Source organism: Plantibacter sp. 2H11-2, assembly GCF_050031945.1.
GTDB lineage: Bacteria > Actinomycetota > Actinomycetes > Actinomycetales > Microbacteriaceae > Plantibacter > Plantibacter auratus.
This window is the reverse complement of record NZ_JBNBBL010000010.1, coordinates 18,291-44,765: the sequence shown is the minus strand read 5'-3', so window position 1 is coordinate 44,765 and position 26,475 is coordinate 18,291. Positions and strand designations below refer to the sequence as shown.

Here is a 26,475-nt window from a genome sequence, read left to right as displayed (position 1 = left end):
ATCCGCCGGACGGCTCCACCATCGCCTCTCGAGGCATTCGCCATTCCCCTCTTGCGACTTTTCACGGCACGTTGCAGTATTAACTCCGCCTCCTCGACTCTACCCGCGGCAGCCCCGCGGCAGCAGTCGGGAGTCCCGCGTCGATCCCGAGAGCGCCCACCCACACAGAAAGCCGGCCATGCTGCACACCTTCACCTTCGGTGACCTCCGCATCCCCGCGAACCTCGCCGGCGAACCGACCGCCACCAGCTCGGGGTTCGTCGTGCCCGCCGGTCCGGTCGCGCTCCTCCACCCCTTCGGCGACACCGGCTTCTACCGGCACGGCTGGAACTCGTGGAGCCCGAGCGGGTGGACCACCACGGACGGCGAGACCATCGGCATCAAGAACAGCCCCGACCGGCTGCTCACCGCCGACGACGCGGTCAACGAGACCCCGCACCTTCACTCCGGCAGTGGTGTCGGAGCCATCGAGGGGCCGGACGGCACCGTACTGCTCATCGGGACCCTCGGGCTCGGCAACCCCCGGGTCGGTGCCGACCGCAACACGATCTGGGCGCGGAGCGAGACCGACGAAGCCGAGTGGTTCGTCACGTTGGGGCCGGAGCAGCAGGCCTTCGCCGACTACGCGGCGATCCTGTCCGAACGGCTCGGGCGGCGCTCGCAGCGCGCCGGTCGCGTCTGGAGCAGTTGGTACTCCTACTACGAGGGCATCGACGAGGAGCTGGTCGCCCGCACCGTGGCCGATCTCACCGGGTACCCCTTCGACGTGTTCCAGCTCGACGACGGCTGGGAGCCGATCGTGGGCGACTGGACGGCCGGACCGGACTTCCCGTCGGGCATGCAGGCGACCGCCGGTCGCATCGCCGAAGCCGGGTTCCGCCCGGGGCTCTGGCTCGCCCCGATGATCGCGCTTCCCGACTCCACGATCGCGCGGGAGCGCCCCGACCTCCTCGTGCAGGACGACGCCGGCCGCCCGCTGGCGACCGGCTACAACTGGAACTCCCACTACTACTCGCTCGACACCACCCAGCGGGAGGTGCAGGACCACCTCCGCGAGGTCTTCGAGCGCGTCACCGGATGGGGCTTCAGCTACCTCAAGCTCGACTTCATGTACGCGGGCGCCGTCACCGGGCGGCGGCACCAGGACGTCCACCGCGAAACCGCCTACCGGGACGCGATCTCGTTCATCAGGGAGACCGTCGGCGACGACGTGTACCTGCTCGGCTGCGGTGTCCCGATGATCCCGTCCATCGGGGTGTTCGACGGCGCGCGCGTGGGGCCGGATGTCGGTCCGTTCTGGGACAACGCCGAACGGGTCGGCGATCCGTCGGGCGTCGGGGCCTGGAACTCCATCGTCGACTCCGTCAACCGCGTCTGGCTGAAGGACGTCTACGAGGTCGACCCCGACGCCGTCTACTTCCGCAGCGCTCGGAACCTCCTCGACCCCGTCGAACGTCGCATGCTCCAGGACGTCGCCGCCATCCTCGAGTTCAAGTCGACCTCCGACCCGGTGGTCTGGCTGCACGAGAGCGAACGCGCCGAACTCCGCCAGTACCTCACGGAGACGCCGATGGTCGAACAGACGGGGCGGTTCACGTTCCGCCTCGACGGCCGCGAGGTCGACCTGACTGCCGTCGTGGCGGGAGAGGCCCGCTCCGACACCTCGTACATCGGGTGACGCCTGGCGCTCGGCGACGATCCGGCGTTATCCGATAAACGAACGCCGACCGTCCGGAAGTGGAGCTTTGCCACAGTCGTGGGATTCTGAGCAGGATGAGCGCGAAACCAGGGTCCGCGGAGCGGTTCGAGGCCGCGGGAAGCGACGTCGACGACGCTCGCGACCTCTACCGCGAGGCCTACCGGATCGGCAGGATGACGGTCGAGCCGACAGCCGCCGAGTTCGGATACCGCTTCACGTCCACCGGCGACGACGACCTCTCCCTCCGTGCCTCGCAGGTCGAGGGACGGATCACGGGTGCGTCGTTCACCCAGGGCGAGTACGTGGTCTCCTGGATGACGCGTGGCGAAGGCGTCTCAGACCTGCTCGGCTCACCGATGAAGTTCCTGCACGGGCAGCCGGCGATGTTCGCCAACGACCGCCCCGCGCAGTTCGACCTCATCGACTACCGGCTCAACATGATGCACTTCGGCGGCGCCTATCTCGAGGGTGTCGCGGGGGAGACCGAGGGGTCGGTGGGTCCGATCCGGTTCGACACGACGTTCCGCCCGTCGGGCGCGGGACTCCACCGATGGAACGCCTCCGTCGCGGCCGTCGCAGGGGTGGTCTACGACGACGACAGCCCGGCGCTCCTGCGCGCGGAGGCCAGGCGAGCGGCCGCGGTGTCGTTGCTCGAGACGTTCCCGCACCTCGCGCTCCGGCCGCCGACCGAGGTGGCCGTCGCCGCCAGCGCTCGGACGCGGACCGCGGTGGAGTACCTCGTCGCGAACGCTCATCTGCCGATCCGCACCGAGGACGTCGCAGCGGCGGCCGGCATGAGCCTCCGCAGTCTGCAGTCGGCGTTCCGCCGGGAGTTCGACATGACACCGGCCGACTACCTCCGCGCGGTCCGGCTCGACCGCGTCCGCGACGACCTGCGGGACGCCGACCCCGGACGGACGACGGTCGGTGACGTCGCCCGTCGGTGGGGGTTCGGTCATCTGGGGCGGTTCGCCGCCGGGTACTCGCGACGCTTCGGCGAGTACCCGAGTGCGACGCTGGCCTCGTCGAACACCATCGGAACCCGCCCGCGTTCCCTAGGCTGAGGCCATGACCCGATCCACCGTGACCGACCCGCACGCGCCCGAACCCGTCGGGCCGTACTCGCATGCGGCGTCCGGCCCGAGCGGGGCACTCCACCTGTCGGGGCAGACGCCCATCGACCCCTCGACCGGAGCCCTCGTCGAGGGCGACGTCGCGGCACAGACCGAGCGGGTGTTCGCCAACCTCGAGTCGGTGCTGACGGCCGCCGGTCGAGGCTTCGGCGATGTCGTGAAGGTGAACGTGTACCTCGTCGACATGGCCGATTTCGCCGCGATGAACCGCGTCTACGAGACGGTCTTCTCGGCGCCCTACCCTGCGCGCACCACGGTCGCGGTCGTCGGGCTGCCGCTCGGCGCGCGCGTCGAGATCGAGCTCGTCGCCTGAGGACCACGCGAGGGGCGGCCATACTTGTCCCAGGCCTCGGTCGGCGGCAGGCCCCGCGCGGTGCGTTCCTCGTTCAGCAGCGCTTCGATGAGCGGGAGTTTCGCCGCCGTGTAGGCGCGGCCGTCGTCGGTCCTGGCGAGCTCCAGCTTGAGCTCCTGATACCGGCGCCGAGCGGATGCGTCGTGCAGTAGCTTGTCTCGGAACAGCCGCTGGTTGCAGTGCTCCCACGCGTCTGGGCCGAACACGTGGAGGATGTGCGTGCGACGGGCTCGCTCTGAGCGGACGTACACGGCATGCGTCTTCGGTCCCGCGGCGTTCGGCTCGTACCCGAGCCCGGCCAGGAGCGGTCCGAGGGCGAACGGGTCGACGCCTGCCATCGCTCTCGCGGCGAGGTCGATGATCGGCTTGGCGACGAGACCAGGGACGGCGGTGCTCCCGATGTGCTCGATCGCGTCGACACGTCCGTCGAGGACGTCCGAGAGTCGCGCCGCCTCGTGTCGGAACGCCGTCGCCCACGCCGTCCGGTGCGGGCTCAGCTCGATCATCGGATCGAGCGTACCCCGCGGTCGGTCCCCGGGCGAGGGACCGTCCCGGTCCCTGAGCCCACCCCGGTCCCTGAGCCTGTCGAAGGGCTGGGTGACGCCCCCACTCAGTCCGTGGTCGGCGGCGGGGCGGTCGATTCGCGCATGATGAGCGTGGTCGCGAGGTCGGTGATGGTCGGGACGGCGGTGCCCCCGAGGTGCGCGAAGAGGGTCTGCACGGCGTAGGAGCCGGAGGCGATGTGCGGGCTGCGGATCGAGGTGAGTGCCGGTGTCGTGAAGTCCGAACCGAAGATGTCGTCGAAGCCGATGAGGCTCAGCTGGGTGGGCATCTCGACACCACGTGAGCGCAGCTCCAGCATGATGCCGATGGCCAGGAGGTCGTTGTACGCGAGGACCGCGGTGGCACCCGTCTCGAGCACCGCCGTGGCTGCCGCCCTGCCTGCGGCCATGTCGGGCTGTGTCGACGGAACCCGCACCGTCTCGATGCCGCGTTCGGCGCACAGTTCCCGTGTCCGGCTCCACCGATGCCGCGACATCCAGGACCGACCGGGGCCGGAGACGAACGCGAGCCTCCGGTGCCCGAGCTCGGCGAGGTGGTCGATCGCCGCGGTGAGGCCCGGGTCGATGTCGGCGACGATGCTGTCGACGTCGTCGACCTGACGGTTGATCACGACGACGGGCTTCTCCTGGCCCAGCGCGCGCACGTCGTCGGGCAGAAGCCTCGAGGTCGCGAGGATGAGACCGTCGACCGACGGCATGAGCCGCCGGGCGGTCAGCAGCTCCATCTCCGCCGACTCCTTGAACTCCGCGAGCACGAGCGTGTAGTTGCGCTCGGCGGCCTCACGCTCCGCGCCGCGGACGACGTCGAAGAACATCGGGTTCGTGATGTCGGCGACGATGAGGCCGAGTGTGCCGGTGCGCCCGGTGGGGAGCGCTCGGGCGGCGGGGTTCGCGACGTAGTTGAGCTGCTTGGCGGCGTCGTGGATCTTCTGCGCCGTCTTCTCGTTGATGCGGCCAGGGCGGCTCAGCGCCCGCGAAACGGTCGACGGGTTGACGCCGGCGAGCTGTGCGATGTCGTAGATCGTCGCTGCACGTTTCGTCTTCGCGGCCCCTGCCGTGGGTTCGGGCGTTCCGGGCTCGGGAGCGACCGTCTCCGCGGATGCGTCAGAGGTGCTCATGGGGCCCGCTCCTCTCGATCGCCGCCCTCGGCGACCTGAGCCATCGTACTGCCGCGGCCTCGGCGTGCGGGTTCAGGCCGGCCTGGTCAGCGGGTCGCGACATCGAGTGCGTGGCTGGCCCATTCGTACGACAGGCGGTGCGACTCGTAGACGCTCTCGACGCTCGGGAAGTCGACCTCGATCATGAAATCCCCGTCGTAGTCCGCGGGCATCGCCGCGACGATCGCGTCGAAGTCGAGCACACCGAGCCCGGGTTCCGCCCACAGCCGCTTCGTCTGGGACGTCTCGTGGTAGCTCAGTGCGCCGTCCGCTGCGCCGTCGAGGTGATCGGCGTACACGTCCTTGATGTGGATGCCGCCGACGCGGTCGCGGTAGTCGGTGATCATCGCGACCGGGTCCGCTCCCGCCCAGCGGAGGTGTCCGGTGTCGGGCCCGAACCCGATGAGATCCGGTCCGAGGGTGTCGAGCAGACTGCGGATCTCGTGCTCGGTCTCGAAGACACCACCGACGTGCGAATGGTGCAGGGGGCGGATCCCCTCGGCGAGCAGGACCTCGCAGGTGCGGCCGGCGTTCTCGATGGCCAGGTCGAGGCGCTCCTGGGAGAAGTCGGCGCCGATCGCCGGGGTCGCCATGCGCGCCGGGACCGCCATCGAGGAGATCATCGTGCGGTCGAGCCCCAGGGAGGCCTGCGCCGCCCCGAACGCCTTCGCCGCCTCGAGGACCTCGGCCAGGACGACCGTCTCGTCGAACGGGCTGCTGAACAGGCTGAGCGACGGTGCGAGGCCGTAGCCGCCGATCCACGTGCGGTACTCATCGGCGGTCATGCCCTCGGGGATGTCGGCCTTCACCGCGGTGAACCCGATGCGCTGGAAGTCGGCGAAGGCCTCCTCGAACACCTCGCGGGTCTTGCCGCGCGCACTCCAGTACGGGATGGGGTTCGCCGCCACCCGGTTCGTCCGCTGCGCGCTCATCGGGCCACCGCCGCAACGGCGTCGAGACGGACCGGTTGGCCCGTGCGTGCGGATTCGTAGAGACCGGTGATGATCGAGATCGCCTGGCGGTTCTCGGCCAGCGTCACGCGGAGCGGCTCCTCCCCGCGGATCGCGGCGAGGACGTTCCGGTACTGGTGCAGGTGCGCGTCCGACATCTGTCCGGCGACGCTCGAGCCCGCCTGCGTCTCGTCGGCGAACTGCGCCGCCTGGTTCGTGTCCTTGCCCTGCGAGCCGAAGAAGGCCTCGGCGCGCTCCATCCCCGCGGGGGTGGAGTGGAAGTACGTCAGCTGGTCGTTCTCGATGACCGCGGAGCCGCGGTCACCGTGGACCTGCAGCCGCGCGACGAGGCCCGGGTAGACGGCCGTCGAGCCGTGGATGACGCCCAGCGCGCCGGATGCGAAGCGGACGACACCGACCGCGACGTCCTCGGTCTCGATGCGCTCGTGGGCGAGGAGCGCCGTGTACCCGAAGACTTCGACGGGGCGTCCGAGGAGGGCGACCAGCAGGTCGACCGTGTGCACGCCCTGGTTCATGAGCGCTCCGCCGCCGTCGAGCGCCCACGTGCCGCGCCAGTCGCCGGAGTCGTAGTAGCTCTGCCCGCGCCACCAGTCGACCGATGCGATGCCCGAGGTGATGCGCCCGAGGTCTCCGCGTTCGGCAGCGGCGAGGACGATCTCCGTCGACGGGTCGAAGCGGTGCTGGGAGATGACGGTCACGACGGTACCGGCGCGCTCCTGGGCGGCGATGATGTCGTCCGTCCGCGAGACGGTGACGTCGGCCGGCTTCTCGATGATGACGTGCTTGCCGGCCTCGAGCGCCTCGATGGCGAGGTTGGCGTGCAGACCGGTGGGCGTGCAGACGACGACGATGTCGGGGTCGGTCTGCGCCAGCGCCTCCGTGAGGGTCGTGAACGCCCGTCCGCCGCGCTCGGCGACGAGGGCCTCCGCCTTCGCGAGCTCCGGGTCGGCGACGGCGACGAGTTCCAGCTCGTCGCGCAACTGGTCGATGACGATGCCGTGCTGCTTCGAGATGATGCCGGCGCCGGCGATGGCGATGCGGTGCGGTCGGGACATGCGGGGGTTCGCTCCAGTTCTGTGCGTGGGGTGCGTCGGTGTCCGTGCCGGCTCAGGCGAGCTGACGGAGGTGCGCGAGGGCGGCCTCGAGCTCCGGTTCGAAGTCCTCGAAGAGGCACTCGACGGTGATGGGGCCGTCGTAGCCGCCGTCTCGGAGGGCCGTGATGAATTCGGTGAGTGGCCAGTCGCCCTGACCGGGCGGCCGTCGTCCGGCATCGGCGATGTGGGCGTGTCCGATGCGGGCGCCGAGGGCCTGGACGACGGCGAACGGCTCCTCCTCCAGCATGATGTGGAAGAGGTCGGCGACGACGGGCACACGGTCGATCCCGAACTCGTCGAGGAAGGCGACCGTCTCCTCGAGCGAGTTGAGCAGGTTCGTCTCGTCACGGTTCAGCGGCTCGAGGACGATCTGCAGTCCGTTCCGCTCCGCCGCGTCGCGCGTCTCGACGACGACCTCTGCGAACCTCGCGCGGGCGGCCGCGACGTCCACCCCGGTGGGGATGGTGCGCGCCGTACCGCTCCCGAACACGATCTTCGCGCCGGGCTCCGAGACCGAACCGATGATCGGCATGACGGCGTCGAGGTACGCGGTGACGCGTTGCGTCGGGAAGCCGGGGTCGGCGAGCGACAGGTCGCCGGGGAACAGGATCGCGAACGAGCCGCGTCGGACGCTCACGTCGTAGTCGGGGTGGCGCGTCCACCCGGCTCCGTCGGCGACGACGAGGTTGCCGACGATGGTCGGTTCCGCGTAGTCGGCTCCGGACGCGAACGCACCGGGGATGCGTTCGGAGGGGACGATCACGCCGTACCCCGCGAGCGGGTGCCGCTGGGCGGTCGCGATGTCGATACGAACGCTGCTTGCCACTGCAATCTCCTGTGATAGCCGGGTCTGCTCCTCGCGTCGCTGACGCGTTCCAGTGGTCCTGGACCACGACGGTTCCGGTCGGAAGCGGGATCAGTCTCGCAGACGGTCGGCGTTCCGGCAAGCGATTGCCAGCAGGGTGTGGCAATCGGTTGACAGACGGAGGCCTCACCGTTTCAATGGAGGCGTGCCGACGACGCTGCAGAACGATCCAGACCGCCTCCTCCCCGCCGACCCCGGGACGCGCGACGTCGCCAGGGCGCTCTACCGCTCGGTCGAGGCCCTGCCGATCATCTCGCCGCACGGGCACGTGGATCCGGCGATCCTCGTCGAGGACACCCCGTTCGCGAACGCGACCGAGCTGTTCCTCCGGCACGACCACTACGTCACCCGCCTGCTGCACGCCGCCGGGTTCTCCCTCGCGGACGTCGGTGTGCCCGACCTCGCGGAGGGTGGTGCCGTCGCCGCGCCGCGGGACGCCTGGCGACGGTTCTGCGAGCACTGGCACCTGTACGCCGGCACCGCCTCCGGGTACTGGCTGAGCTCGATCCTCGGTGAGCAGTTCGGCGTCACGGAGCAGCCGGACGGAGCGAACGCCGACCGGCTCTTCGGCACGATCCACGAGGCGCTCCAAGCGTCGGCGTTCCGTCCGCGTGCGCTGTTCGACCGCTTCCGCATCGAGGTGCTCGCGACCACCGACGACCCGATGGACGACCTCGCCGCGCATGCCGCCCTCGCAGCGGACCCCACCTTCGGCGGGCGCGTCCTGCCGACCTTCCGGCCTGACGCGTACCTCGATCCGTCGAAGGCCGGGTGGGTGGAGCGAGTCGCTTCGCTCGCCGCCTGGAACGGGACGCCGGAGGGCAGCTACCGTGGCTATCTCGAAGCGCTCGCCGGGCGCCGTCGGCACTTCATCGAGCACGGCGCGGTGTCGGCCGACCACGGTGTCCCGCAACCACTCACGCTCGAACTCGACGAGGCGGACGCCGCAGCACTGTTCGCCCGCGCGCTGTCGGGAACCGCCGATGAGGCCGATCTCGAGCGGTTCGCCGCGCACATGCTGTTCGAGAGCGCCCGGATGAGCGTCGAGGACGGCCTCGTCATGACGGTGCACCCCGGCGTCCACCGCAACCACCACGCGCCGACATTCGCCCGCTTCGGACCGGACACCGGGCACGACGTCCCGGTCCGCACCGACTACGTCCGCCCCCTGCGTCCGCTGCTGGAGCGCTTCGGCACGGCTCCGGGGTTCCACCTCGTCCTCTTCAGCGTCGACGAGACGAGCTACTCGCGGGAGATCGCGCCGCTCGCCGGGTTCTACCCGAGTGTCTTCATCGGCGCGCCGTGGTGGTTCCTCGACGCGCCCGACGCCGTCCTGCGCTTCCGGTCCGCCGTGACGGAGACGGCAGGGTTCTCACGCGGATCGGGGTTCATCGACGACACGCGGGCGTTCCTCTCGATCCCCGCCCGACACGACATGTCCCGGCGCCTCGACGCCTCCTTCCTCGCGCGACTCGTGCAGGAGGGGCGCATCGACGAGGCGACGGCCGAACGCATCATCCTCGACCTCGTCGTCGAGCAGCCGCGACGGGTGTTCAAGCTGTGAGCACCGTGACGAACGTGGACAGCGCTGCCGGAGCGCCGGGGGAGCAGGCGGTCCAGCGTCTGTCCCGCGCGCGGCTGCCCGAGTTCCCATCGGCACCGGTCCGGATCGTCCACCTCGGACTCGGCGCCTTCCACCGTGCCCACCAGGCCTGGTACACCCAGCTCGTCGACCCCGATCACGAGTGGGGCATCGCCGCCTTCACCGGCCGGAGCCCGCAGGCCGCAGTCGACCTGGACGCCCAGGACTGCCTCTACACGGTCGTCGAGCGCTCGGCGAACGGCGACTCGGCCACGATCGTCGGTTCGATCGTCGAGGCGCGGGACGGCGCCGACGTCGCACGGCTCCATGACCTCCTCGCCGCTGAGACCACCGCCATCGTCACCCTCACCGTCACCGAGTCCGGGTACCGGCTCGATGCCGAGGGCAAGCCGGACGCGTCGGATCCGGCGGTCGAGCGGGACGTCACGCTGCTGTCGGACGCCTTGGACGGCGGGGCGGAACTCCGCGATGCCCGACCGACGACGACGCTCGGCAGACTGCTCCTCGGCCTCGAAGCCCGTCGTCGCGCCGGGGCCGGTCCGATCGCGATCGTGCCGTGCGACAACATCGCCGACGGCGGTGCGCTCGTCCGTCGTGCGATGCTCGCCCTCGCCGACCGGGTCCGCCCGGAGACCGCTCGGTGGATCGCCGACGAGGTCTCGTTCGTCTCGTCCTCGGTCGACCGCATCACACCGCGTCCCACGGCTGCCGACGAAGCGACGGCCGCGACGCTCACCGGATTCGCCGACGCCGCTCCCGTCGTCACCGAGCCCTTCACCGACTGGGTGCTGAGCGGCGACTTCCCCGCCGGGCGGCCGGCGTGGGAGTCCGCGGGTGCCCGGTTCGTCGACGACCTCGAGCCCTACGAGCAGCGCAAACTGCGGCTGCTGAACGGCGCCCACAGCCTCCTCGCCTATGCGGGCCCGCTGCGCGGTCATGTGACGGTCGCCGAGGCGGTCGGTGACGAGCAGTGCCGGGCCTGGGTCGAGGAGTACTGGGACGAGACGGAGCGTCACCTGCCGACCGACCTCGGGCTGACGGCGTATCGCACCGCACTCCTGGAGCGCTTCGACAACGCGCGCATCGAGCACCGGTTGCAGCAGATCGCCCTCGAAGGGGTCACCAAGCTGCGGGTGCGGATCGTGTCGACCCTCCTCGCGGAACGGGCCGCCGGTCGGCCGGGGACCGGGTCCCTGCGCGTGATCGCCGCGTGGGTGGCGGCCGTCCAGGGCGACGACCGCCCGGGCGATGCGAGCGGTGCCGCGGTCGCCGAGGCACTCCGGTTCCACAGCCGGGAGCGGACCGCGGCGCTCGTGCGCCTGATCGATCCCCGCCTCCTCGACTCGGAGCCGGATGACGGTTCCACGCTCGTCACCGAGCTGGAGCACCTGGTCGACGAGCTGACCGGACGCCCACGGAACCCCTGACACCCGCCGCTGCAGCCGACCGGCAGTCCGTCGGAACCACCCCGGCCACATCGGCCGCAACGCACGAAGGAGTAGTACCCATGAACATCGACAAGGCCGAGGTCATCGTCACGAGTCCCGACCGGAACTTCGTGACGTTGAAGCTCACGACCGACGACGGCCTCACGGGCCTTGGCGACGCGACGCTGAACGGGCGCGAGCTCGCGGTGGTGGCGTATCTGACCGAGCACGTGGTGCCGCTGCTGCTCGGGCGCGATGCGTCGCGGATCGAGGACACCTGGCAGTTCCTGTACCGCTCGGCGTACTGGCGGCGGGGTCCCGTGACGATGGCCGCGATCGCGGCGGTCGACATGGCGCTGTGGGACATCAAGGGCAAGGCCGCGGGCATGCCGGTGTACCAGCTGCTGGGCGGGGCGTCCCGGACGGGGCTGCTCGCCTACGGGCACGCGTCGGGGAAGACGAACGAGGAGCTGTTCGACAGCGTGCGCGAGCACCAGGCGCAGGGCTACAAGGCCATCCGCATCCAGACGGCGGTGCCGGGGCTGAAGTCGATCTACGGGATCGCCTCGAACGCGACGTTCGAGGGCAACACCGGCGTCCGCTACGACCACGAGCCGGCGCAGCGCGGTGGCCTGCCGAACGAGGAGGACTGGGACACGCGGTCGTACCTGCGTCACCTGCCGACGGTGTTCGAGGCGGTGCGGAACGAGTTCGGGCCGGAACTGCCGTTGCTGCACGACGGGCACCACCGGATGACGCCGATCCAGGCCGCGAAGCTCGGCAAGAGCCTCGAACCCTACGACCTGTTCTGGTTGGAGGACTGCACGCCGGCGGAGAACCCGGAGGCGTTGCGTCTCGTGCGGCAGCACACCACGACGCCGCTGGCGATCGGGGAGATCTTCAACACGGTGTGGGACTACCAGCAGATCATCCGCGAGCAGCTCATCGACTACGTCCGCAGCGCGGTCACGCACACCGGCGGAATCACGCATCTGAAGAAGGTGCTCGACTACGCCTCGCAGTATCAGATCAAGTCGGGCATGCACGGGCCGACGGACATCTCGCCGGTGGGGATGGCCGCCGCGATGCACCTGGGCTTGTCGATCCACAACTTCGGCATCCAGGAGTACATGAAGCACGGCGCCAAGACTGACGCGGTGTTCCAGCAGTCGTACACCTGGGAGAACGGCATGCTCCACCCCGGGGATGCGCCCGGCCTCGGTGTCGACTTGGACGTCGACGAGGCGGGCAAGTACCCGTACCAGCGCGCCTATCTGCCCTACAACCGTCTCGCCGACGGCACGGTCCACGACTGGTGATCCCTGCGGCCAGCGCGGCGCGCTGACCCGACCTTGCCCCTGCGGCGTGAGTGCGCCCCTCCGGAGGCCCGCGCTCACGTCACAGGGGGCGCGCTCACGAATGCCTCGAAACAGGGTCAGCCCGCGAGGAGGGCGACGCCGATCACGACGACGGTCGCCGCGGCGATCCGGCGCACCGGTCGGCCCTCGCGGAGCACGAGCGCGCCGAACAGGCTGACGAGGATGACGCTCACCTCGCGCATCGGCGCGACGAGCGCGACCGGTGCCATGGTGATGGCGACCAGCACGAGGATGTACGACATCGGCGAGAGCACCCCGAAGGCGAGGATGCGCGGCCAGTGCGCGCGCAGGACCGCCGGCAGCTCGCGTGCGCGGCGCCCGAGTGACCCGGAGAAGAGGACGACCTCGACCGCGGTGCAGCCGACCATGAACGCCACCGGGGAGGCACCCCACGTGCGGACGGCGTGCGCGTCCCAGATCGTGTAGGCGGCGATCGCGACCCCGGTGAGGAGCCCGAAGGCGACCGCGGGGTCGATACGTCGTCGGGTGGCGCGCACCTCGACGGCGACCGGTGCCGGGTCGCTGCCGCGATCGACGAATCCGATCGCGACGACGCCGACGACGATCGCCGCGACGCCGAGGAGCGCGAGCAGCGACGGGCGCTCGCCGAGGAGGAGGACGGCGATGATCACGCTGATCGTCGGGCCGGTGCCGCGTGCCGTGGCGTAGACGGTGGAGAGGCGCCCGCTGGCGTAGCCGCGTTGCAGCACGAGCATGTAGACGTAGTGCAGCACGGCGGAGACCACGACGCCGATGGCGAAGCCGGCGAGGTCGTCCGTACCGAGTCCGCCCGTGAACGGGACGACGACCGCCCACAACACGGTGCTCGCCACCGCTCCCCACCAGAGGAAGGGCATGCCGATCCGGCTGACGCCGTGGGCGACGATGTTCCACGCCGCATGGCAGACCGCGGCGGCGAGGACGATGGTGACGGCGAGCAGAGACACGTGAGACCCTTCCGATCCTCGCGGGCGCGACGATCAGGGTCCTCCGGGCTTTTGTCCTGTCAGATGACGGTCGTCGGCTGGCCGCCGACCGTGGCGCCGCTCGGACCAGTCGAGCTGTCGCTCCGGAACCCTAGGCGCTATCGAGCACCACGCTACCAGCCTCCGACGAGGCGTGTTCGTTCGCCCGAAGATGGGCGAACGAACGCTCGGTCGCCCAGAAACGGGCGAACGGCCTGCGTCAGTCGACGATCGCGATGGCGTCGATCTCGACGAGCATCTCCTCGCGCGGCAGGCCGGTGAAGACCGTGGTCCGGGACGGCAGCACGCCACCCTGCACGCGCGAGCCGACGAACTCGCCGTAGGCGTCGTTCATGATCGCGAAGTCCTCGCGCTTGGTGAGGTAGACGCGCAGCATCATGACGTCGTCGAAGGTCGCGCCGCCGGCCGCGAGGATCGCCTCGACGTTCTGCAGCGTGCGGGTGGTCTGCGCGGCGACGTCGCCCGGGAACAGGTACTCGTTCGTCACGGGGTCGACGGGGCCCTGGCCGGAGACCTGGACGAAGTTGCCCTTGCGGACACCCTGGGAGAAGGTGTGCGCGGGAGCCGGGGCGTCGGTGGTGGAGATGGCGGTGCGTTCGGTCATGGGGGTGTGTCCTTCGGTTGGTGGCCCTTCGACAAGCTCAGGGACCGGATGGTGGGGCTCAGGGGCCGGGCTAGGTGGTCAGGGACCGGGGTTGGTGGGGGCTCAGGGACGTAATGGACGGGAGGTCAGGCGGTGGCGGGGGCCTCAGCGGGCGCCGGCGGTGCGTAGCCGAGTTCGGCGGAGATCGCGGTCGTGGTGGCGAGGAGCTGCGGCAGGAGGGCGCGGACGCCGCTGTGGGGGAGCACCATCGTCGGGACCGAGATCGACACCGCCGCGGTGACCCGGCCGTCGGGCCCGAAGACCGGCGCGGCCACGCAGTTCATGAAGCTCTCGTGCTCCTCGTGGTCCTCGGCCCATCCGCGTTCGGTCGAACGCTCGATCTCGGCGAGCAGGGCGTCGGCGTCGGTGATGGTCTTGTCGGTGTACCGCTCGAAGACGATGCCGGTGACGACGCGTCGACGCTCCGCCTCGTCGAGTCCACCGAGGAGGACCTTCGCGACCCCGGTCGCGTACAGGGAGGCGGGCAGGCCGACACGCGAGTACATGCGGAGGGGCTGACGGGACTCGACCTTGTCGATGTAGAAGACGGAACCGCTCTCGTAGGCGGCGAGGTGCACCGTCTGGCCCGTGGCCGCCCCGAGCGCCCGGATGTGCGGAGCGGCGACGCCGCGGACGTCCTGCTCGTCGAGCGCGGTCTGGGTCAGCTCGAACATCGCCCGCCCGAGGTGGTACCGGAACGACGCGTCGCGCGTGACGAAGCCGTGCTCCTCGAGCGTGTTGAGCAGGCGCAACACCGTGGTCTTGTGCACACCGGCCGTCGCCGCGAGCGCGTCGAGGGAGTTGGTGCCCGAGACGATCTCGCGGAGGAGGTCGAGGGCCCGGGACAGCGATTGACTCATGCGTCGATCATCCCGTGCGCGCCGACCGTGGTCCACGGCAGCGGGTGGTCCGCGGTGATCCGCCACGAAGCCCATTCCTCATCGGACGCCTCGACGATGGTGTCCACGCCCTGCGCGTCGGGCACGAGCTCGGGGCGGTCGCCGTGGCAGATGAGCGTCGACGCCGCGACCGCGTGGCCGAGCCGCGTGCAGGCGGTGTCGGAGCGACCCGAGGCCAGCCCGGCGAGGTAGCCGGCTGCGAACGCGTCGCCCGCACCGACGGTCTCGACGACGTCGACCGACAACGACCGCACCTCGATGCCCGCCTCGGAGTCACGGTGGAGGGTGGTCGCTGCGTTCTCCTCGTCCTTGAGCACGATGCGCTGCAGGGTCGGCAGCTCGGCGAAGAGGCGGGCGGCGTCCGAGTGGCCGAAGAACAGCTCCGCTTCGTCGACGCCGAGGAACAGGACGGACGCCTGGTCGAGCAGGCGGTGCAGCGGGGCGGTCGAGCGACGCTCCCAGAGGCGCGGCCGGAAGTTGAGGTCGACGCTCAGGACGGTGTCGCGAGGGAGCGCGTCGCCCAGCTCGCCGACGAGCAGCGCCGTCGAGTCGGAGAGCGCCGGGGTGATGCCGGAGGTGTGCACGATGGCGGAGGCGGTGATGGCCGCCCGGGTCGCCTCGTGTCGCAGGGTGTCGGCGCCGAGCTGCGATGCGGCGGACTCGCTGCGGTAGTAGTGCATCCGCGGCCGACGGTCGCCGTCGGCGCTGACGACCGTCTCCTTGACGTAGAGGCCGGTGGGCCGGTGGTCGTCACGTTCGACGGCGTCGGTGAGGACGCCGTCGTGCCGGGCCGTCTCGAGGATGTAGTCGCCGAACCCGTCGTCGCCGAGGCGCGAGATCCAGTGGGTGGGGACGCCCAGGCGCGCGAGGCTCGAGGCGACGTTGAACTCGGCGCCCCCGACGCCCGTCCGGTATTCGCGGGCTTCGGCGACCGGGAGCTGGTTCTCGGGCAGGAGGACGACCATCGCTTCGCCGATCGTGCTCACGGTGGACGGTGACGTCGTCATCACGGTTCCCCTCACGTCTCGGCCGGGTCCGGTTGACGGCCTGTGGACGCAATGCTAGAACAGACGTAGCGCCGGATGCAATGTACGTTGCAAGATGCGCAACGCTAGGCGCTCACGACGTCGGCGGGTGCAGCGCTCGATCGCGAAACGAGGAGACGATGACGGACGACTTCGATGCCGGCGCGCTGGGCGTGCTCGACGGCAGCCTCAAGGGCTTCCCGCCGGCGTCCGTCGGGACCGACGCCGCCACGTTCCTCGCCGGTCGGCCGGCGCTCGCCGACTTCACGACGCCGCTCGTCACGCTCGACCGCTCGGCGGTCACCGACAACGTCGAGACCATGCGGCAGTGGTGCGACCACGCTGGGGTGGGCCTCGCACCGCACGGCAAGACGACGATGAACCGAGCCCTGTGGCAGCGTCAGCTCGACGCGGGTGCCTGGGGCATCACCGTCGCGACCCCGTGGCAGCTCTCCGTCGCGCTCGACTGGTCGATCCCCCGCGTGATGCTGGCCAACGCCCTCGTGCAGCCCGAACACCTGCGCGCGGTCGGGCGGGCCCTCGACAGCGGCGACGCCGAGATCGTCGTGTGGGCCGACTCCGTCCGAGCCGTGCAGATCATGTCGCGCGTGCTCGCCGAGCAGCCACCCCGTCGCCCCCTCCACGTGCTCGTGGAACTCGGTGCGCCGGGCGGCCGCACCGGAGCCCGGGACCAGGCCACCGCGCTCGAGATCGCCGAGGCCGTCGTCGCCTCGCCCGAGCTCGCGCTCGCCGGCGTCAGCGGCTACGAGGGGGCCCTCGCGCACCATGGCGACGACGGTTCGCTGCAGATCGTCCGCGACTACCTGGAGTCGCTCGCCACTCTCCATGACGCGCTCCTCGCAGGCGGCCGGTACGACGAACGTGTCCGGACGCTCATCGTGACCGCCGGGGGCAGCGCCTACTTCGACGTGGTCGCCGAGGTCCTCGCCGGACTGCGCGACCTCGACGGTGCTCACGGACGCGCCGTCGACGTGCTGCTGCGCTCCGGCGCATACGTCACCCACGACGACGGCTTCTACCGCGGCATCACCCCGCTCGGCCGCCACGAGGGCACCGGCGACTTCCGCTCCGCGATCCACGGCTGGGCGACGATCGTCTCCCGCCCCGAGCCCGGCCTCGCGCTCGTCGACGGCGGGAAGCGCGACTTCCCGTTCGACGAGGGGCTCCCCGAGGTGCAGGGCGTCCGTCGCGCCGGGTCCGCCACAGTCGAACCGCTCCCGGGCGCGACGACCACCGCCATGAACGACCAGCACACCTTCGTCTCCCTGCCGCCCGGCAGCGACGTCGAGGTCGGCGACGTCATCCGCCTGGGCCTCTCCCACCCGTGCACCACCTTCGACAAGTGGCGTGCCCTCGTGGTCATCGACGACGTCCGTCTCGCCGAACCGAGCGCCGTCGACGCCGTCACCACCACCTTCGGCTGAGCCGAACCGAACAGGAGCCCCGCATGACGCTCGAGACCCCTCCCTCCACGCCGCACGCCCTCGACGCCCTGTACGCCGACCGTGCCATCGCCGTCGTCCGCGTGCCCGTCATCCCCGACCCGGTCGAACTCTGCCGGGCGCTCGCCGCGGGCGGGATCCGCAGTGTGGAGTTCACCTTCACCACGCCGGGCGTCGAAGCGCTCATCCGCGCCGCGGCCGACGCGATCGGCGACCACGGGGCCGTGATCGGCGCGGGGACGGTCGTGGACCGCGACACCGCGCAGCGCGCCGTCGACAGCGGTGCGCAGTTCCTGGTCACGCCCGGTCTGAGCGAGGAGGTGGCCGAGGTCGCCACCGCCGCCGGCATCCCGTTCCTGCTCGGTGCGATGACGCCGAGCGAGGTCATGCGCGCCGCGTCGCTCGGTTCCCACGCGGTGAAGATCTTCCCGGCCGCCGCCATGGGGCCCGGCTTCCTCAAGGACCTCAAGGGCCCGTTCCCGGGTCTCCGGCTCGTGCCCTCGGGCGGACTGCACGCCGGCAACGCCCGGGAGTACATCCAGGCCGGCGCAGCCGCCGTGACCGCGGGGTCGAGCGTGGTCGGTGCGGCCGACGTCGCCGCGGCCGACTGGGCCGGGGTCACCGAGCGCGCGACCGCCTTCACCACGGCGGCCCTCCTGTCGTGACGTCGCGACCGACGGACGATGCGCGCGCGGTGGTCATCCGCGGCGCTCGCATCGTCGACGGCACCGGCGGACCGAGCGTGCACGGGTCGCTGCTCATCGACCGGGGCCACATCATCGCGATCGGGGCGTCCGCCGAGGCCGACGCGCCCGGCGACGCCCTGATCATCGACGCCGACGGTCTGGTCGCGTCGCCCGGCTTCATCGACATGCACGCCCACTCCGACCTCGCCGTCCTTCGCGACCACGAGCACCTCGCCAAGGTCTCGCAGGGCGTCACCACCGAGGTCCTCGGACAGGACGGGCTCTCCTACGCCCCGACGGACGACCGGACGATGGCCATCGTCCGGCAGCAGATCGCCGGCTGGAACGGGCAACCCGACGACGTCGACTTCGCGTGGCGGACCGTCGGCGAGTACCTCGACCGGGTCGACCGCGGAGCCGCGCTGAACGTCGCCTACCTCGTGCCGCAGGGCTCCGTCCGGATGCTCGTGGTCGGCACCGAGAACCGGGCTGCGACCGCTGACGAGATCGCTCGCATGCAGGAGCTCGTCGCGGCGGGTCTGCGGGAGGGGGCCGTCGGCATGTCCTCCGGCCTCACCTACGTGCCCGGCATGTTCGCCGACACCGAGGAGCTCGTCGCGCTGTGCCGCACCGTCGCGGAGCACGGCGGCTTCTACGCCCCGCACCAACGTTCGTACGGCAAGGGTGCACTCGAGGCGTACGCGGAGATGATCGACATCAGTCGTCGTTCCGGGTGCGCGCTGCACCTCACGCACGCGACGATGAACTTCGGCGTCAACGCCGGCCGGGCCGCCGAACTCGTGGCCATCATCGATGCCGCCATCGCCGACGGGGTCGACATCACGCTCGACACCTATCCCTATCTGCCAGGTTCGACGACCCTGTCGGCGTTGCTGCCGAGCTGGGCGGCGGTCGGCGGGCCGGACGCGACGATCGAGCGCCTGGGTGACGACGACGTCCGTGCGCGGATCCGATACGAGCTCGAGGTGCTCGGCACGGACGGCTGTCACGGTGTCGTCACCGACTGGGCCACGATCGAGATCTCCGGCGTCGCGAACCCCGAGCTCGCCGGCTTCGTCGGGCGGACCGTCGCCGACATCGCCGCCGAGGATGCGGGACACGCGTGGTCGGGCGACCCGACGGCCCTGTTCTTCGCGCTGCTCGAAGCCGACCGGCTCGCGACCGGCATCCTCCAGCACGTCGGCGACGAGGCCAACGTGCGCACGATGATGGTGCACCCGGCCCACACCGGCGGAAGCGACGGGATCCTCGTCGGCGCAAAGCCACACCCGCGTGCCTGGGGCACCTTCCCGCGCTACCTCGGCCACTACGTCCGCGAGGAGGGTGTGCTCGGGCTGGAAGACGCCGTCGCCCACCTCACCTCGCGTCCGGCCGCGCGTCTCGGTCTCAGCGACCGCGGCGTGCTCCGCGTCGGAGCCGTCGCCGACCTCGTCCTGTTCGACCCCGCGACCATCGCCGACCGCGCGACGTTCGCCGAGCCCCGGCAGCAGGCCGCCGGCATCCCGTGGGTGTTCGTGAACGGTGCCGCCGTCGTCGCCGACGGTCGACGCACCGACGCCGTCCCCGGTCGCTCGATCCGGCGCAGCCCGGCCTGACCACTCCCTCGTCCCTCCCCGCCCCGCGCCCACAGACACAGAAGGTCTTCCCATGCCCATCACCGCCCTCGCGCGCAGCGTCGTAGCCGCCGCCACACCAGCCCCGAGCGATCCCATCGGATGGCTGCAGCAGACCACCCCCGGCCTGCTCATCCTGTGTGCGGTCGCCATCGCGGTGCTGCTGTTCCTCATCATCCGGGTGAAGCTCGAACCGTTCATCTCGCTCTTCATCGTCGGCATCGGCCTGGCGCTCGCGACCGGGACGAGCATCTACCAGATCGTCGGCGTGGCCGTGCCGGACCCCTTCGACGACGAGCAGATCAAGCCGGGGGCGTCGCTCCTCGAAACCGGCTTCGGCGGGATCCTCGGGCACATCACGATCATCATCGGTCTCGGCACCGTGCTCGGCGCGATCCTCGAGCGCTCCGGCGGTGCGGACGTCCTCATCCGAAAGCTCCTCGGTCGCTTCGGGGAACGCGGCGCTCCGATCGCGATGGGGCTCACCGGTCTCATCTTCGGTATCCCCGTGTTCTTCGACGTCGGCATCTTCGTCCTCGCGCCCCTCGTCTACATCACCGCGCGTCGCGGCGGAAAGTCGCTCGTGCTCTACGCGCTCCCGATGCTCGCCGGCCTCTCGATGACGCACGCGTTCCTACCGCCGCACCCGGGACCGACGGCGCTCGCCGGCACCTTCGAGGTCGGGCTCGGCTGGCTCATCCTCATGGGCTTCCTCTGCGGCATCCCCGCCTTCATCGCGTCGGGCATCGCCTGGCCGCTCTGGATCGGGAAGCGCGTCATGGTCTCGGTTCCCGAGGAGTACGTGCTGGAGCCCGAGGACGACGCCCCCGAGCGCAAGGACGTCTCGCTCTGGAGCGTCGGTCTCATCATCATCACGCCGATCCTGCTCATCCTCGCCGCAACCTTCGGTGCGCTCGCCCTCCCGAACGGCCCGGTCCTCGAAGCGTTGACGCTCATCGGCAACCCCGCGGTCGCGCTCACGATCGCCGTCTGCCTCGCGTACTACGTGCTCGGGGTGCGGCGCGGCATGACGCTCGCCGAGCTGGGCGAGCTCTCCGGTCAGTCGCTCCGGCCGATCGGCATGATCCTGCTCGTCGTCGGTGCGGGTGCGTTCTTCGGCGCGGTCATCTCAGCGACGGGTGTGGGCGCGGCGTTGGCCGAGGTGCTCGGTTCGCTCGGCCTGCCGATCATCGTGTCGGCGTACCTCATCAGCTCCGGCCTCCGCATCGCGCAGGGCTCGGCGACCGCGGCGATCGTCATCACGGCGGGGATCCTCCAGCCGGTCGTACTCGCGGGTGACTACTCGCAGCCGCAGCTGGCGCTCATCGGCATCGCGATCGCAGCGGGTTCGATCACGCTCTCGCACGTCAACGACGGTGGGTTCTGGATCATCGCGAAGTACTTCAACATGTCGGTGAAGCAGACGCTCGCGACCTGGACCGTGCTCGAGACGATCCTCTCGGTCGTCGGCTTCGGGATGGTCGCCCTCATCTGGCTGTTCGTCTAGTCCGAGTCGTGACCGTCGGTCCAGTGCCTTTCTCAGGAGTGTCCGGGCGTGTCTGTGCCTGGCGAAGCCGGCGCGCCGGAGGACTCCTGAGAAAGGTCACTGAGCGGTAGGTGGTGCCGTTCTCAGGAGTTTCCGGGCGCGTCGGTGCTTGGCGAAGCCGGCGCGCCGCAGGACTCCTGAGAAAGGGACCCAGTCGACGTCAGAAGAGGCGGGAGTCGCTGTCGTCGAGGCCGCGCATCGCGTCGTAGTCGAGGACGACGCAGCGGATCCCGCGGTCCTGGGCGAGGGTGCGCGCCTGCGGCTTGATCTCCTGAGCGGCGAACACGCCCTGCACGGGTGCGAGGAGCGGGTCGCGGTTCATGAGTTCGAGGTAGCGGGTGAGCTGCTCGACGCCGTCGATGTCGCCGCGGCGCTTCAGCTCGACCGCGACGGACGCCCCGGTCGCGTCGGTGGCGAGGATGTCGACCGGGCCGATCGCGGTCATGTACTCGCGGCGGATGAGTCGGTATCCGTCGCCGAGGAGTTCGATCTGCTCGGCGAGGAGCTTCTGCAGGTGCGCCTCGACGCCGTCCTTCTGGAGGCCCGGGTCGACGCCGAGCTCGTGCGCGCTGTCGTGGTGGACCTCGTGGATCGACACGATGAGGGCGTCGCCGGTCTTCTTGTGCGTGACCTTCCACAGCTCGGTGATCCCGGCCGCGGCCTGCGTCTCGTCGGGCTCGACCGTCGTGAGCACGCAGGGTGGGCTCATCCAGTTGAGCGGCTTGTAGGAGCCGCCGTCGGAGTGGACGAGCAGGCTGCCGTCGTTCTTCACCATGAGCAGCCGCTTGGCGAGCGGCAAGTGAGCCGACAACCGTCCGGCATAGTCGACCGAGCACTCCGCAATCACCAAACGCACGACGACGAGCCTACCCTCCGGACGTGGGCGCCCGACGCAGCCGGCGTCCGACGGCTGCGCACATCTCCTGCTGCCGTCAGCACGACTCCGCTCACAACTCCTGCTGGTGCCTCTTCCGGCGAGTCATGAGCCCGGAGTTCTCGGGTCGTCGGATCGCGGGAGATGCGAGGAGCAGGAGTTGCGAACCGGGCGCGGGCGACGGGCAGACCGTCGGCAGGAGCTGTGCACCCTCGCCAGGTGGGGCGAACGAACTGCGCTCAGCGCTTGCGGCGGCTGCTCTCGCGGGCGGCCGGCGACGCCAGGCCGGCGAACACGATGAGCACGAGCACGACGAACAGGGCGTTCAGCAGGCCGATGGCGTCGCCGAGGATGCCGATGAGCGGCGGACCGACGAGGAACGCGCAGTAGCCGATCATCGCGACGGCACTCACCCGTGCCGCAGCGCGCTTGGAGTCGTCGGCCGCGGCGGACATGCCCACCGGGAACCCGAGCGAGGCCCCGAGGCCCCACAGCACGGTTCCGAGGACCATGAGTCCGGTGACCGGCGTGAGGATGAACAGGACGAGTCCGGCGATCGCCGCGGCGGCCGACACCTGCAGCACCGGCACCCGGCCGAAGCGGTCGATGAGCGGCCCACCGACGATGCGACCGACGGTCATCGCGGTGACGAACACGCCGTAGACGAGCGCGCCGGTCGTGTTGCTCTGCTCGTGGCCGTCGACCACGGCGAGCGCGAGCCAGTCGTTGGCGCTGCCCTCGGCGAAGGCCATACCGAGCATGATGACGCCGATGAGGATGAGCCGGCCGTCCGCCCAGACCGACAGGCTCTCGCGGAGACGGTGCTGCCACGGCGCCTTCGGGGCCTCGTCGAGCCCGTCCACGACGGCCTGCTCGGTCGGCACGAACCGGACGACGATGACGGCGGCGATCGCGATGGTGACGGCCATGATGAGCGCGTGCCAGAACACCTCGAGGCCGGCGGCGGAGGCGAGCGCCCCTAGTCCGGCGCCCGCGACCGTGCCGAAGCTGAAGCACGCGTGCATGAACGGCATGACCGTCTTGCCCAGTTCCTGCTCCGCGGCGGCTCCCTCGACGTTCATCATGACGTCGAGCGCTCCGTTCCCGAAGCCGAAGATGATCAGGCCGACGAGCACGATGCCGGCAGTCGGGACGAGGCTCGCGCCGATCCCGATGAGGAGCAGCCCGACGGCGATGAGCCCGAGCGTCAGTTGCATCCCGTGCCGCGGGCCGAGCCGTCCGAGGATGTGCTGCGAGGCGATGAGGCCGAGGATCGACCCGATCGACATGCCGAGGATGAGGAGTCCGACCGTGCCGGTGGTGAGGTCGAGGTTGTCGCGGATGGCCGGGAGGCGGGCCACCCAGGTCGCGATGCTGAGGCCGCTCAGGGCGAAGATCACGAAGATCGCGTTGCGCCAGGCGAGGAGCTCGCGGCGTGGGCGCAGGGCGACGGGTGCGGTCGGCGGGTTGGTCGGCTCTGACACAGGGTCCTCGGGATCGGTGCTGGTGCGCCTGGGCGCTCGGTGGAGCGGGGTGGTGAGGCCCGTGCATCTGGGTGGATCTGACGAGAATCGAATCGATTCGATTCCGTCGACTAAGCTAGCAGATCGTGGACCAGGAATCACGCCCCTCGCGACCGACGCTCGCCGATGTCGCCGAGCGCGCGGGGGTGTCGCCGTCGACCGCCTCGCTCGCGTTCAGCGGCGCCGGACCCGTCTCCGAAGCGACCAAGCAGCGGGTGCTGCAGGCTGCGGCCGACCTCGACTATGCCGGCCCCGACCCCCGGGCCCGTTCCCTCCGCCAGGGACGCAGCGGCATCGTCGGAGCCGTCGTCGCCGGCCGGATCGGGCACTCCTTCCGCGACCCGGTGATGGTCCAGACCCTCGACGGACTCGCGGACGAGCTCGGCGCGGTCGGTGCCGGTCTGCTGCTCCTGAACGACGCGCAGGAGGGCACGCTGCAGTTGAGCAACGCACCGATGGACGGCGTCGTCCTCATCGGCTGCAGCCCGAACCTCGACAGCTCGGTCGCGATCCTCAGCCGACGGGGGATGCCGATCGTGTCGATCGAAGGACTCGCAGCCCTCGGCGTCCCCGACATCGCCGTCGACAACCGCGGCGGCGTGCGTGAGGAGGCGCGACACCTCGCAGATCTCGGCCACGAGCGTGTCGCCGTCGTCACCCTCAACCTCGACCCGACCGAGCGCCGCGGCCCGCTCACGCCCGAGTGGGAGCGATCCGCCACGACGGTCCCGGCGATCGAACGCCTGCAGGGCCTCCGCGACGTCTTCCCCGACGCGCAGGGGTTCGTCACCACGGGGTCATCGCTCGAGGAGGGGCGGGTCGCCGGACACGCCATCCTCGACGTTCCGGCGGGTGAACGGCCGACGGCGATCGCTGCACAGAGCGACCTCCTGGCCGCCGGCGTCATCCGCGCAGCCGAGGAACTCGGCATCTCCGTCCCCGCGGAGCTCAGCGTGGTCGGGTTCGACGGTATCCGGGTCGAGGGGCTCGACTACGACCTCACGACGGTGTGGCAGCCCTCCCGGGAGAAGGGGTCGGCCGCCGGCCGCGCGATCGTCGCCATGCTCGACGGCCGCGATCCGGAGTGCGAGCAGTTCAGCGTCCGCTTCCACCCTGGAGCGACGACGGCACGGGTCCCCGCTCCACAGCTCTGAGTCCTCGCCGGGGTTTCGACAGCCCCTGCCGTGCGGCTGACCCGCCCCGTAGGGTGGAGGAGACGCTCGAAGGAGACCCATGACCGACCAGCCCATCGCCACCGCAGCACTCGTCCAGCAGGAGGCGGCGTCGCTCGCCGTGTCGCTCGCACCGGTGTACCAGGATCTGCACGCCAATCCGGAGCTCTCCTTCGCGGAGTACCGGACGGCCGCCCTGGTCGCGGATCGCATCACCGGCCTCGGGTACGGGGTCGCGACGGGGATCGGCGGCACCGGTGTCGTCGGTGTCCTGGAGAACGGCGAAGGACCGACGGTCCTCCTGCGGGCCGACATGGACGGCCTGCCCGTCCTGGAGGAGACAGGCCTCGACTACGCGAGCGTCGCGCGCGGGGTCGATCCGGAGGGCAACGACGTCCCGGTCATGCACGCCTGCGGCCACGACGTCCACGTCACCTGTCTGCTGGGTGCCGCCGAACTGCTCGCCGCACGGCGCGACACCTGGTCCGGGACACTCGTCGTCCTGTTCCAGCCGGCCGAGGAGGCCGGCGGCGGTGCGCAGGCGATGGTCGACGACGACCTCTACGCACGCGTCCCGAAGCCCGACATCGTGTTCGGCCAGCACGTCGGTCCGCTGCCGGCCGGTGTCGTCGGCACGCACGCCGGTCCGTCGTTCGCCGCGACCGACGCCTACCGCGTCACCTTCCACGGCCGCGGCGGGCACGGATCCCGCCCGCAGTCGACGATCGACCCGATCGTGATGGCGGCGTCGGCGGTCGTCCGCCTCCAGAGCATCGTGTCCCGCGAGGTCGCCGGAACCGACACCGCGGTGCTCACCGTCGGCACGATGCACGCCGGCACCAAGAACAACATCATCCCCGACACCGCGCAGATCGGCGTCAACATCCGCAGCTACGAACCGCACGTGCGCGACCGCGTCGTCGGCTCCATGGAGCGCATCATCCGGGCCGAGGCCGCAGCATCGGGCGCCGAGCGGGAACCGGTGATCGAACACACCGAGGCCTTCCCGGTGCTCGTGAACGATCCCGCGGCGACCGGCGCGGTGACGGCGGTGTTCGCCGACGCGTTCGGTGCCAACCGCGTCGTCGACCCCGGTCTCGTCACGGGGAGTGAGGACGTCGGCATGCTCGCGACGGCCGCCGACGCTCCCATCGTCTACTGGATCCTCGGGGGTGCCGACCCACAGGCCTTCGCCGCGGCCTACGCCTCGGGGCGCATGGAACAAGACCTCCCCGGCAACCACTCCTCGAAGTTCGCTCCGCTCATCCACCCCACCCTCGACACCGGCATCGCAGCGCTCTCGCTCGCGGCACTGTCGCGTCTGGCCGGAACGGCGGCCACCGCATGATCGTCGTGACGACGGACACCGTCGCCGGACACCGCATCGACGCCGTCCTCGGCGAGGTCGTCGGGCTCACCGTGCGAGCTCGCGACTGGGGCTCCTCGATGTCGATCGGCTTCTCGGCGCTCGGCGGCGGCGAGGTCCCGGGGATGACCCAGCTGCTGTTCGAGTCCCGCCAGGAGGTCATGCGACGCCTGGTGGCCGACGCGGAACAGCGCGGCGCGAACGCGGTCCTCGCGATGCGTCTCGAGACCACCGACATCGGCGGTGCGTGGACGCAGCTGACCGCCTACGGCACCGCGGCGTACCTCGTCCCGATCCCCGCAGGCGAGCCCGGAGCGACCGGCCAGTCCGCCTACGCGGCGAAGCAACCGGACGCCCCGAAACCACGCGGCGACGTCTGACGGTGGAGCGGAACGAGGGGCACGCCCCTCGTTCC

Annotated in this window: 24 protein-coding genes; 13 read left to right on the top strand and 11 right to left on the bottom strand. The window is 70.6% G+C overall.

The window, feature by feature from the left end; all coding sequences use genetic code 11:
- Positions 1-178: 178 nt before the first annotated feature.
- The 3 genes from ACQG07_RS16995 to ACQG07_RS16985 all read left to right on the top strand — a co-directional run bounded on the left by ACQG07_RS16995 (position 179) and on the right by ACQG07_RS16985 (position 3,145).
- The gene (locus ACQG07_RS16995) at positions 179-1,678 is read left to right on the top strand and encodes a glycoside hydrolase family 36 protein (protein WP_426738919.1); all 1,500 of its coding nucleotides are present in this window, start codon (positions 179-181) and stop codon (positions 1,676-1,678) included.
- 95 nt (positions 1,679-1,773) lie between these two features.
- Complete coding sequence (locus ACQG07_RS16990; RefSeq protein WP_426738918.1) at positions 1,774-2,763, top strand: helix-turn-helix transcriptional regulator; 990 nt, start codon at positions 1,774-1,776, stop codon at positions 2,761-2,763.
- Between the two features lie 4 nt (positions 2,764-2,767).
- The gene (locus ACQG07_RS16985; protein WP_426738917.1) at positions 2,768-3,145 is read left to right on the top strand and encodes a RidA family protein; all 378 of its coding nucleotides are present in this window, start codon (positions 2,768-2,770) and stop codon (positions 3,143-3,145) included.
- Here ACQG07_RS16985 and ACQG07_RS16980 read toward each other — a convergent pair.
- The 5 genes from ACQG07_RS16980 to ACQG07_RS16960 form a co-directional block, all read right to left on the bottom strand.
- On the bottom strand, positions 3,070-3,690 hold the full coding sequence (locus ACQG07_RS16980) for a GrpB family protein (RefSeq protein ID WP_426738916.1): 621 nt from the start codon (positions 3,688-3,690) through the stop codon (positions 3,070-3,072). The two genes, ACQG07_RS16985 and ACQG07_RS16980, sit on opposite strands and share 76 nt — an antisense overlap.
- 104 nt (positions 3,691-3,794) lie before the next feature.
- The gene (locus ACQG07_RS16975; protein WP_274498947.1) at positions 3,795-4,865 is read right to left on the bottom strand and encodes a LacI family DNA-binding transcriptional regulator; all 1,071 of its coding nucleotides are present in this window, start codon (positions 4,863-4,865) and stop codon (positions 3,795-3,797) included.
- Positions 4,866-4,951: 86 nt separating this feature from the next.
- The gene (locus ACQG07_RS16970) at positions 4,952-5,836 is read right to left on the bottom strand and encodes a sugar phosphate isomerase/epimerase family protein (protein WP_426738915.1); all 885 of its coding nucleotides are present in this window, start codon (positions 5,834-5,836) and stop codon (positions 4,952-4,954) included.
- A complete protein-coding gene (locus ACQG07_RS16965; protein ID WP_426738914.1) occupies positions 5,833-6,930 on the bottom strand; it encodes a Gfo/Idh/MocA family protein in 1,098 nt (365 codons plus the stop codon). Before ACQG07_RS16965 ends, ACQG07_RS16970 begins: the two co-directional genes overlap by 4 nt.
- Positions 6,931-6,982: 52 nt before the next feature.
- Positions 6,983-7,795 (bottom strand): sugar phosphate isomerase/epimerase family protein, encoded by an 813-nt coding sequence (locus ACQG07_RS16960; RefSeq protein WP_426738913.1) that lies wholly within the window; start codon positions 7,793-7,795, stop codon positions 6,983-6,985.
- 184 nt (positions 7,796-7,979) lie between these two features.
- On the opposite strand from ACQG07_RS16960, the gene uxaC reads away from it, so the two are divergent.
- The 3 genes from uxaC to manD all read left to right on the top strand — a co-directional run bounded on the left by uxaC (position 7,980) and on the right by manD (position 12,183).
- Positions 7,980-9,398, top strand: a complete 1,419-nt coding sequence (uxaC, locus tag ACQG07_RS16955) for a glucuronate isomerase (RefSeq protein WP_426738912.1) — start codon at positions 7,980-7,982, stop codon at positions 9,396-9,398.
- A gap of 5 nt (positions 9,399-9,403) precedes the next feature.
- On the top strand, positions 9,404-10,864 hold the full coding sequence (locus ACQG07_RS16950) for a mannitol dehydrogenase family protein (protein ID WP_426738911.1): 1,461 nt from the start codon (positions 9,404-9,406) through the stop codon (positions 10,862-10,864).
- 80 nt (positions 10,865-10,944) lie between these two features.
- Entirely contained in the window at positions 10,945-12,183 is a 1,239-nt protein-coding gene (gene manD / locus ACQG07_RS16945; RefSeq protein ID WP_124767937.1) for a D-mannonate dehydratase ManD, read from the top strand.
- A 116-nt stretch (positions 12,184-12,299) separates the two neighbouring features.
- Here manD and ACQG07_RS16940 read toward each other — a convergent pair whose 3' ends face one another.
- The 4 genes from ACQG07_RS16940 to ACQG07_RS16925 all read right to left on the bottom strand — a co-directional run bounded on the left by ACQG07_RS16940 (position 12,300) and on the right by ACQG07_RS16925 (position 15,778).
- Positions 12,300-13,190 carry an EamA family transporter gene (locus tag ACQG07_RS16940; RefSeq protein ID WP_426738910.1) on the bottom strand — a complete coding sequence of 297 codons (891 nt, stop codon included), beginning with the start codon at positions 13,188-13,190 and terminating at the stop codon, positions 12,300-12,302.
- A 238-nt stretch (positions 13,191-13,428) separates the two neighbouring features.
- Positions 13,429-13,833, bottom strand: coding sequence for a RidA family protein (locus ACQG07_RS16935; protein ID WP_426738909.1), 405 nt, complete (start codon positions 13,831-13,833; stop codon positions 13,429-13,431).
- Positions 13,834-13,958: 125 nt separating this feature from the next.
- Positions 13,959-14,732 (bottom strand): IclR family transcriptional regulator, encoded by a 774-nt coding sequence (locus tag ACQG07_RS16930; RefSeq protein ID WP_159876741.1) that lies wholly within the window; start codon positions 14,730-14,732, stop codon positions 13,959-13,961.
- A complete protein-coding gene (locus tag ACQG07_RS16925) occupies positions 14,729-15,778 on the bottom strand; it encodes a sugar kinase (RefSeq protein ID WP_426738908.1) in 1,050 nt (349 codons plus the stop codon). The genes ACQG07_RS16930 and ACQG07_RS16925 overlap by 4 nt, the downstream gene beginning before the upstream one ends.
- Positions 15,779-15,936: 158 nt before the next feature.
- On the opposite strand from ACQG07_RS16925, the gene ACQG07_RS16920 reads away from it, so the two are divergent.
- The 4 genes from ACQG07_RS16920 to ACQG07_RS16905 are packed head-to-tail and all read left to right on the top strand — an operon-like array spanning position 15,937 to position 21,086.
- Positions 15,937-17,241 carry an amino acid deaminase gene (locus ACQG07_RS16920; RefSeq protein WP_426738907.1) on the top strand — a complete coding sequence of 435 codons (1,305 nt, stop codon included), beginning with the start codon at positions 15,937-15,939 and terminating at the stop codon, positions 17,239-17,241.
- A gap of 23 nt (positions 17,242-17,264) precedes the next feature.
- Positions 17,265-17,924: a bifunctional 4-hydroxy-2-oxoglutarate aldolase/2-dehydro-3-deoxy-phosphogluconate aldolase gene (locus tag ACQG07_RS16915; RefSeq protein ID WP_274498958.1), complete on the top strand. Its 660-nt coding sequence runs from the start codon at positions 17,265-17,267 to the stop codon at positions 17,922-17,924.
- Positions 17,921-19,561: an N-acyl-D-amino-acid deacylase family protein gene (locus ACQG07_RS16910; RefSeq protein WP_426738906.1), complete on the top strand. Its 1,641-nt coding sequence runs from the start codon at positions 17,921-17,923 to the stop codon at positions 19,559-19,561. Before ACQG07_RS16915 ends, ACQG07_RS16910 begins: the two co-directional genes overlap by 4 nt.
- 52 nt (positions 19,562-19,613) lie before the next feature.
- Positions 19,614-21,086, top strand: a complete 1,473-nt coding sequence (locus ACQG07_RS16905; protein WP_079704457.1) for a GntP family permease — start codon at positions 19,614-19,616, stop codon at positions 21,084-21,086.
- Positions 21,087-21,285: 199 nt separating this feature from the next.
- On the opposite strand, the gene nucS is transcribed toward ACQG07_RS16905, so the two are convergent.
- Together nucS and ACQG07_RS16895 are read right to left on the bottom strand one after the other, a co-directional pair.
- Positions 21,286-21,981, bottom strand: coding sequence for an endonuclease NucS (gene nucS, locus ACQG07_RS16900; RefSeq protein WP_064294112.1), 696 nt, complete (start codon positions 21,979-21,981; stop codon positions 21,286-21,288).
- Between the two features lie 257 nt (positions 21,982-22,238).
- Complete coding sequence (locus ACQG07_RS16895) at positions 22,239-23,483, bottom strand: MFS transporter (RefSeq protein WP_426738905.1); 1,245 nt, start codon at positions 23,481-23,483, stop codon at positions 22,239-22,241.
- A gap of 125 nt (positions 23,484-23,608) precedes the next feature.
- On the opposite strand from ACQG07_RS16895, the gene ACQG07_RS16890 reads away from it, so the two are divergent.
- The 3 genes from ACQG07_RS16890 to ACQG07_RS16880 all read left to right on the top strand — a co-directional run bounded on the left by ACQG07_RS16890 (position 23,609) and on the right by ACQG07_RS16880 (position 26,440).
- Positions 23,609-24,676, top strand: coding sequence for a LacI family DNA-binding transcriptional regulator (locus ACQG07_RS16890; RefSeq protein WP_274498961.1), 1,068 nt, complete (start codon positions 23,609-23,611; stop codon positions 24,674-24,676).
- Positions 24,677-24,755: 79 nt separating this feature from the next.
- A complete protein-coding gene (locus ACQG07_RS16885; protein WP_426738904.1) occupies positions 24,756-26,042 on the top strand; it encodes an amidohydrolase in 1,287 nt (428 codons plus the stop codon).
- Positions 26,039-26,440: a YbjQ family protein gene (locus ACQG07_RS16880; RefSeq protein ID WP_124767949.1), complete on the top strand. Its 402-nt coding sequence runs from the start codon at positions 26,039-26,041 to the stop codon at positions 26,438-26,440. Before ACQG07_RS16885 ends, ACQG07_RS16880 begins: the two co-directional genes overlap by 4 nt.
- Positions 26,441-26,475 lie beyond the last annotated feature (35 nt).

Excerpts from the sequence above, each read along its gene's own strand:
- ACQG07_RS16995 (WP_426738919.1), top strand. The coding sequence starts at position 179 with ATGCTGCACACCTTCACCTTCGGTGACCTCCGCATCCCCGCGAACCTC.
- ACQG07_RS16990 (WP_426738918.1), top strand. The coding sequence starts at position 1,774 with ATGAGCGCGAAACCAGGGTCCGCGGAGCGGTTCGAGGCCGCGGGAAGC.
- ACQG07_RS16985 (WP_426738917.1), top strand. The coding sequence starts at position 2,768 with ATGACCCGATCCACCGTGACCGACCCGCACGCGCCCGAACCCGTCGGG.
- ACQG07_RS16980 (WP_426738916.1), bottom strand. The coding sequence starts at position 3,690 with ATGATCGAGCTGAGCCCGCACCGGACGGCGTGGGCGACGGCGTTCCGA.
- ACQG07_RS16975 (WP_274498947.1), bottom strand. The coding sequence starts at position 4,865 with ATGAGCACCTCTGACGCATCCGCGGAGACGGTCGCTCCCGAGCCCGGA.
- ACQG07_RS16970 (WP_426738915.1), bottom strand. The coding sequence starts at position 5,836 with ATGAGCGCGCAGCGGACGAACCGGGTGGCGGCGAACCCCATCCCGTAC.
- ACQG07_RS16965 (WP_426738914.1), bottom strand. The coding sequence starts at position 6,930 with ATGTCCCGACCGCACCGCATCGCCATCGCCGGCGCCGGCATCATCTCG.
- manD (WP_124767937.1), top strand. The coding sequence starts at position 10,945 with ATGAACATCGACAAGGCCGAGGTCATCGTCACGAGTCCCGACCGGAAC.
- ACQG07_RS16935 (WP_426738909.1), bottom strand. The coding sequence starts at position 13,833 with ATGACCGAACGCACCGCCATCTCCACCACCGACGCCCCGGCTCCCGCG.
- ACQG07_RS16930 (WP_159876741.1), bottom strand. The coding sequence starts at position 14,732 with ATGAGTCAATCGCTGTCCCGGGCCCTCGACCTCCTCCGCGAGATCGTC.
- ACQG07_RS16925 (WP_426738908.1), bottom strand. The coding sequence starts at position 15,778 with ATGACGACGTCACCGTCCACCGTGAGCACGATCGGCGAAGCGATGGTC.
- ACQG07_RS16920 (WP_426738907.1), top strand. The coding sequence starts at position 15,937 with ATGACGGACGACTTCGATGCCGGCGCGCTGGGCGTGCTCGACGGCAGC.
- ACQG07_RS16915 (WP_274498958.1), top strand. The coding sequence starts at position 17,265 with ATGACGCTCGAGACCCCTCCCTCCACGCCGCACGCCCTCGACGCCCTG.
- ACQG07_RS16905 (WP_079704457.1), top strand. The coding sequence starts at position 19,614 with ATGCCCATCACCGCCCTCGCGCGCAGCGTCGTAGCCGCCGCCACACCA.
- ACQG07_RS16885 (WP_426738904.1), top strand. The coding sequence starts at position 24,756 with ATGACCGACCAGCCCATCGCCACCGCAGCACTCGTCCAGCAGGAGGCG.
- ACQG07_RS16880 (WP_124767949.1), top strand. The coding sequence starts at position 26,039 with ATGATCGTCGTGACGACGGACACCGTCGCCGGACACCGCATCGACGCC.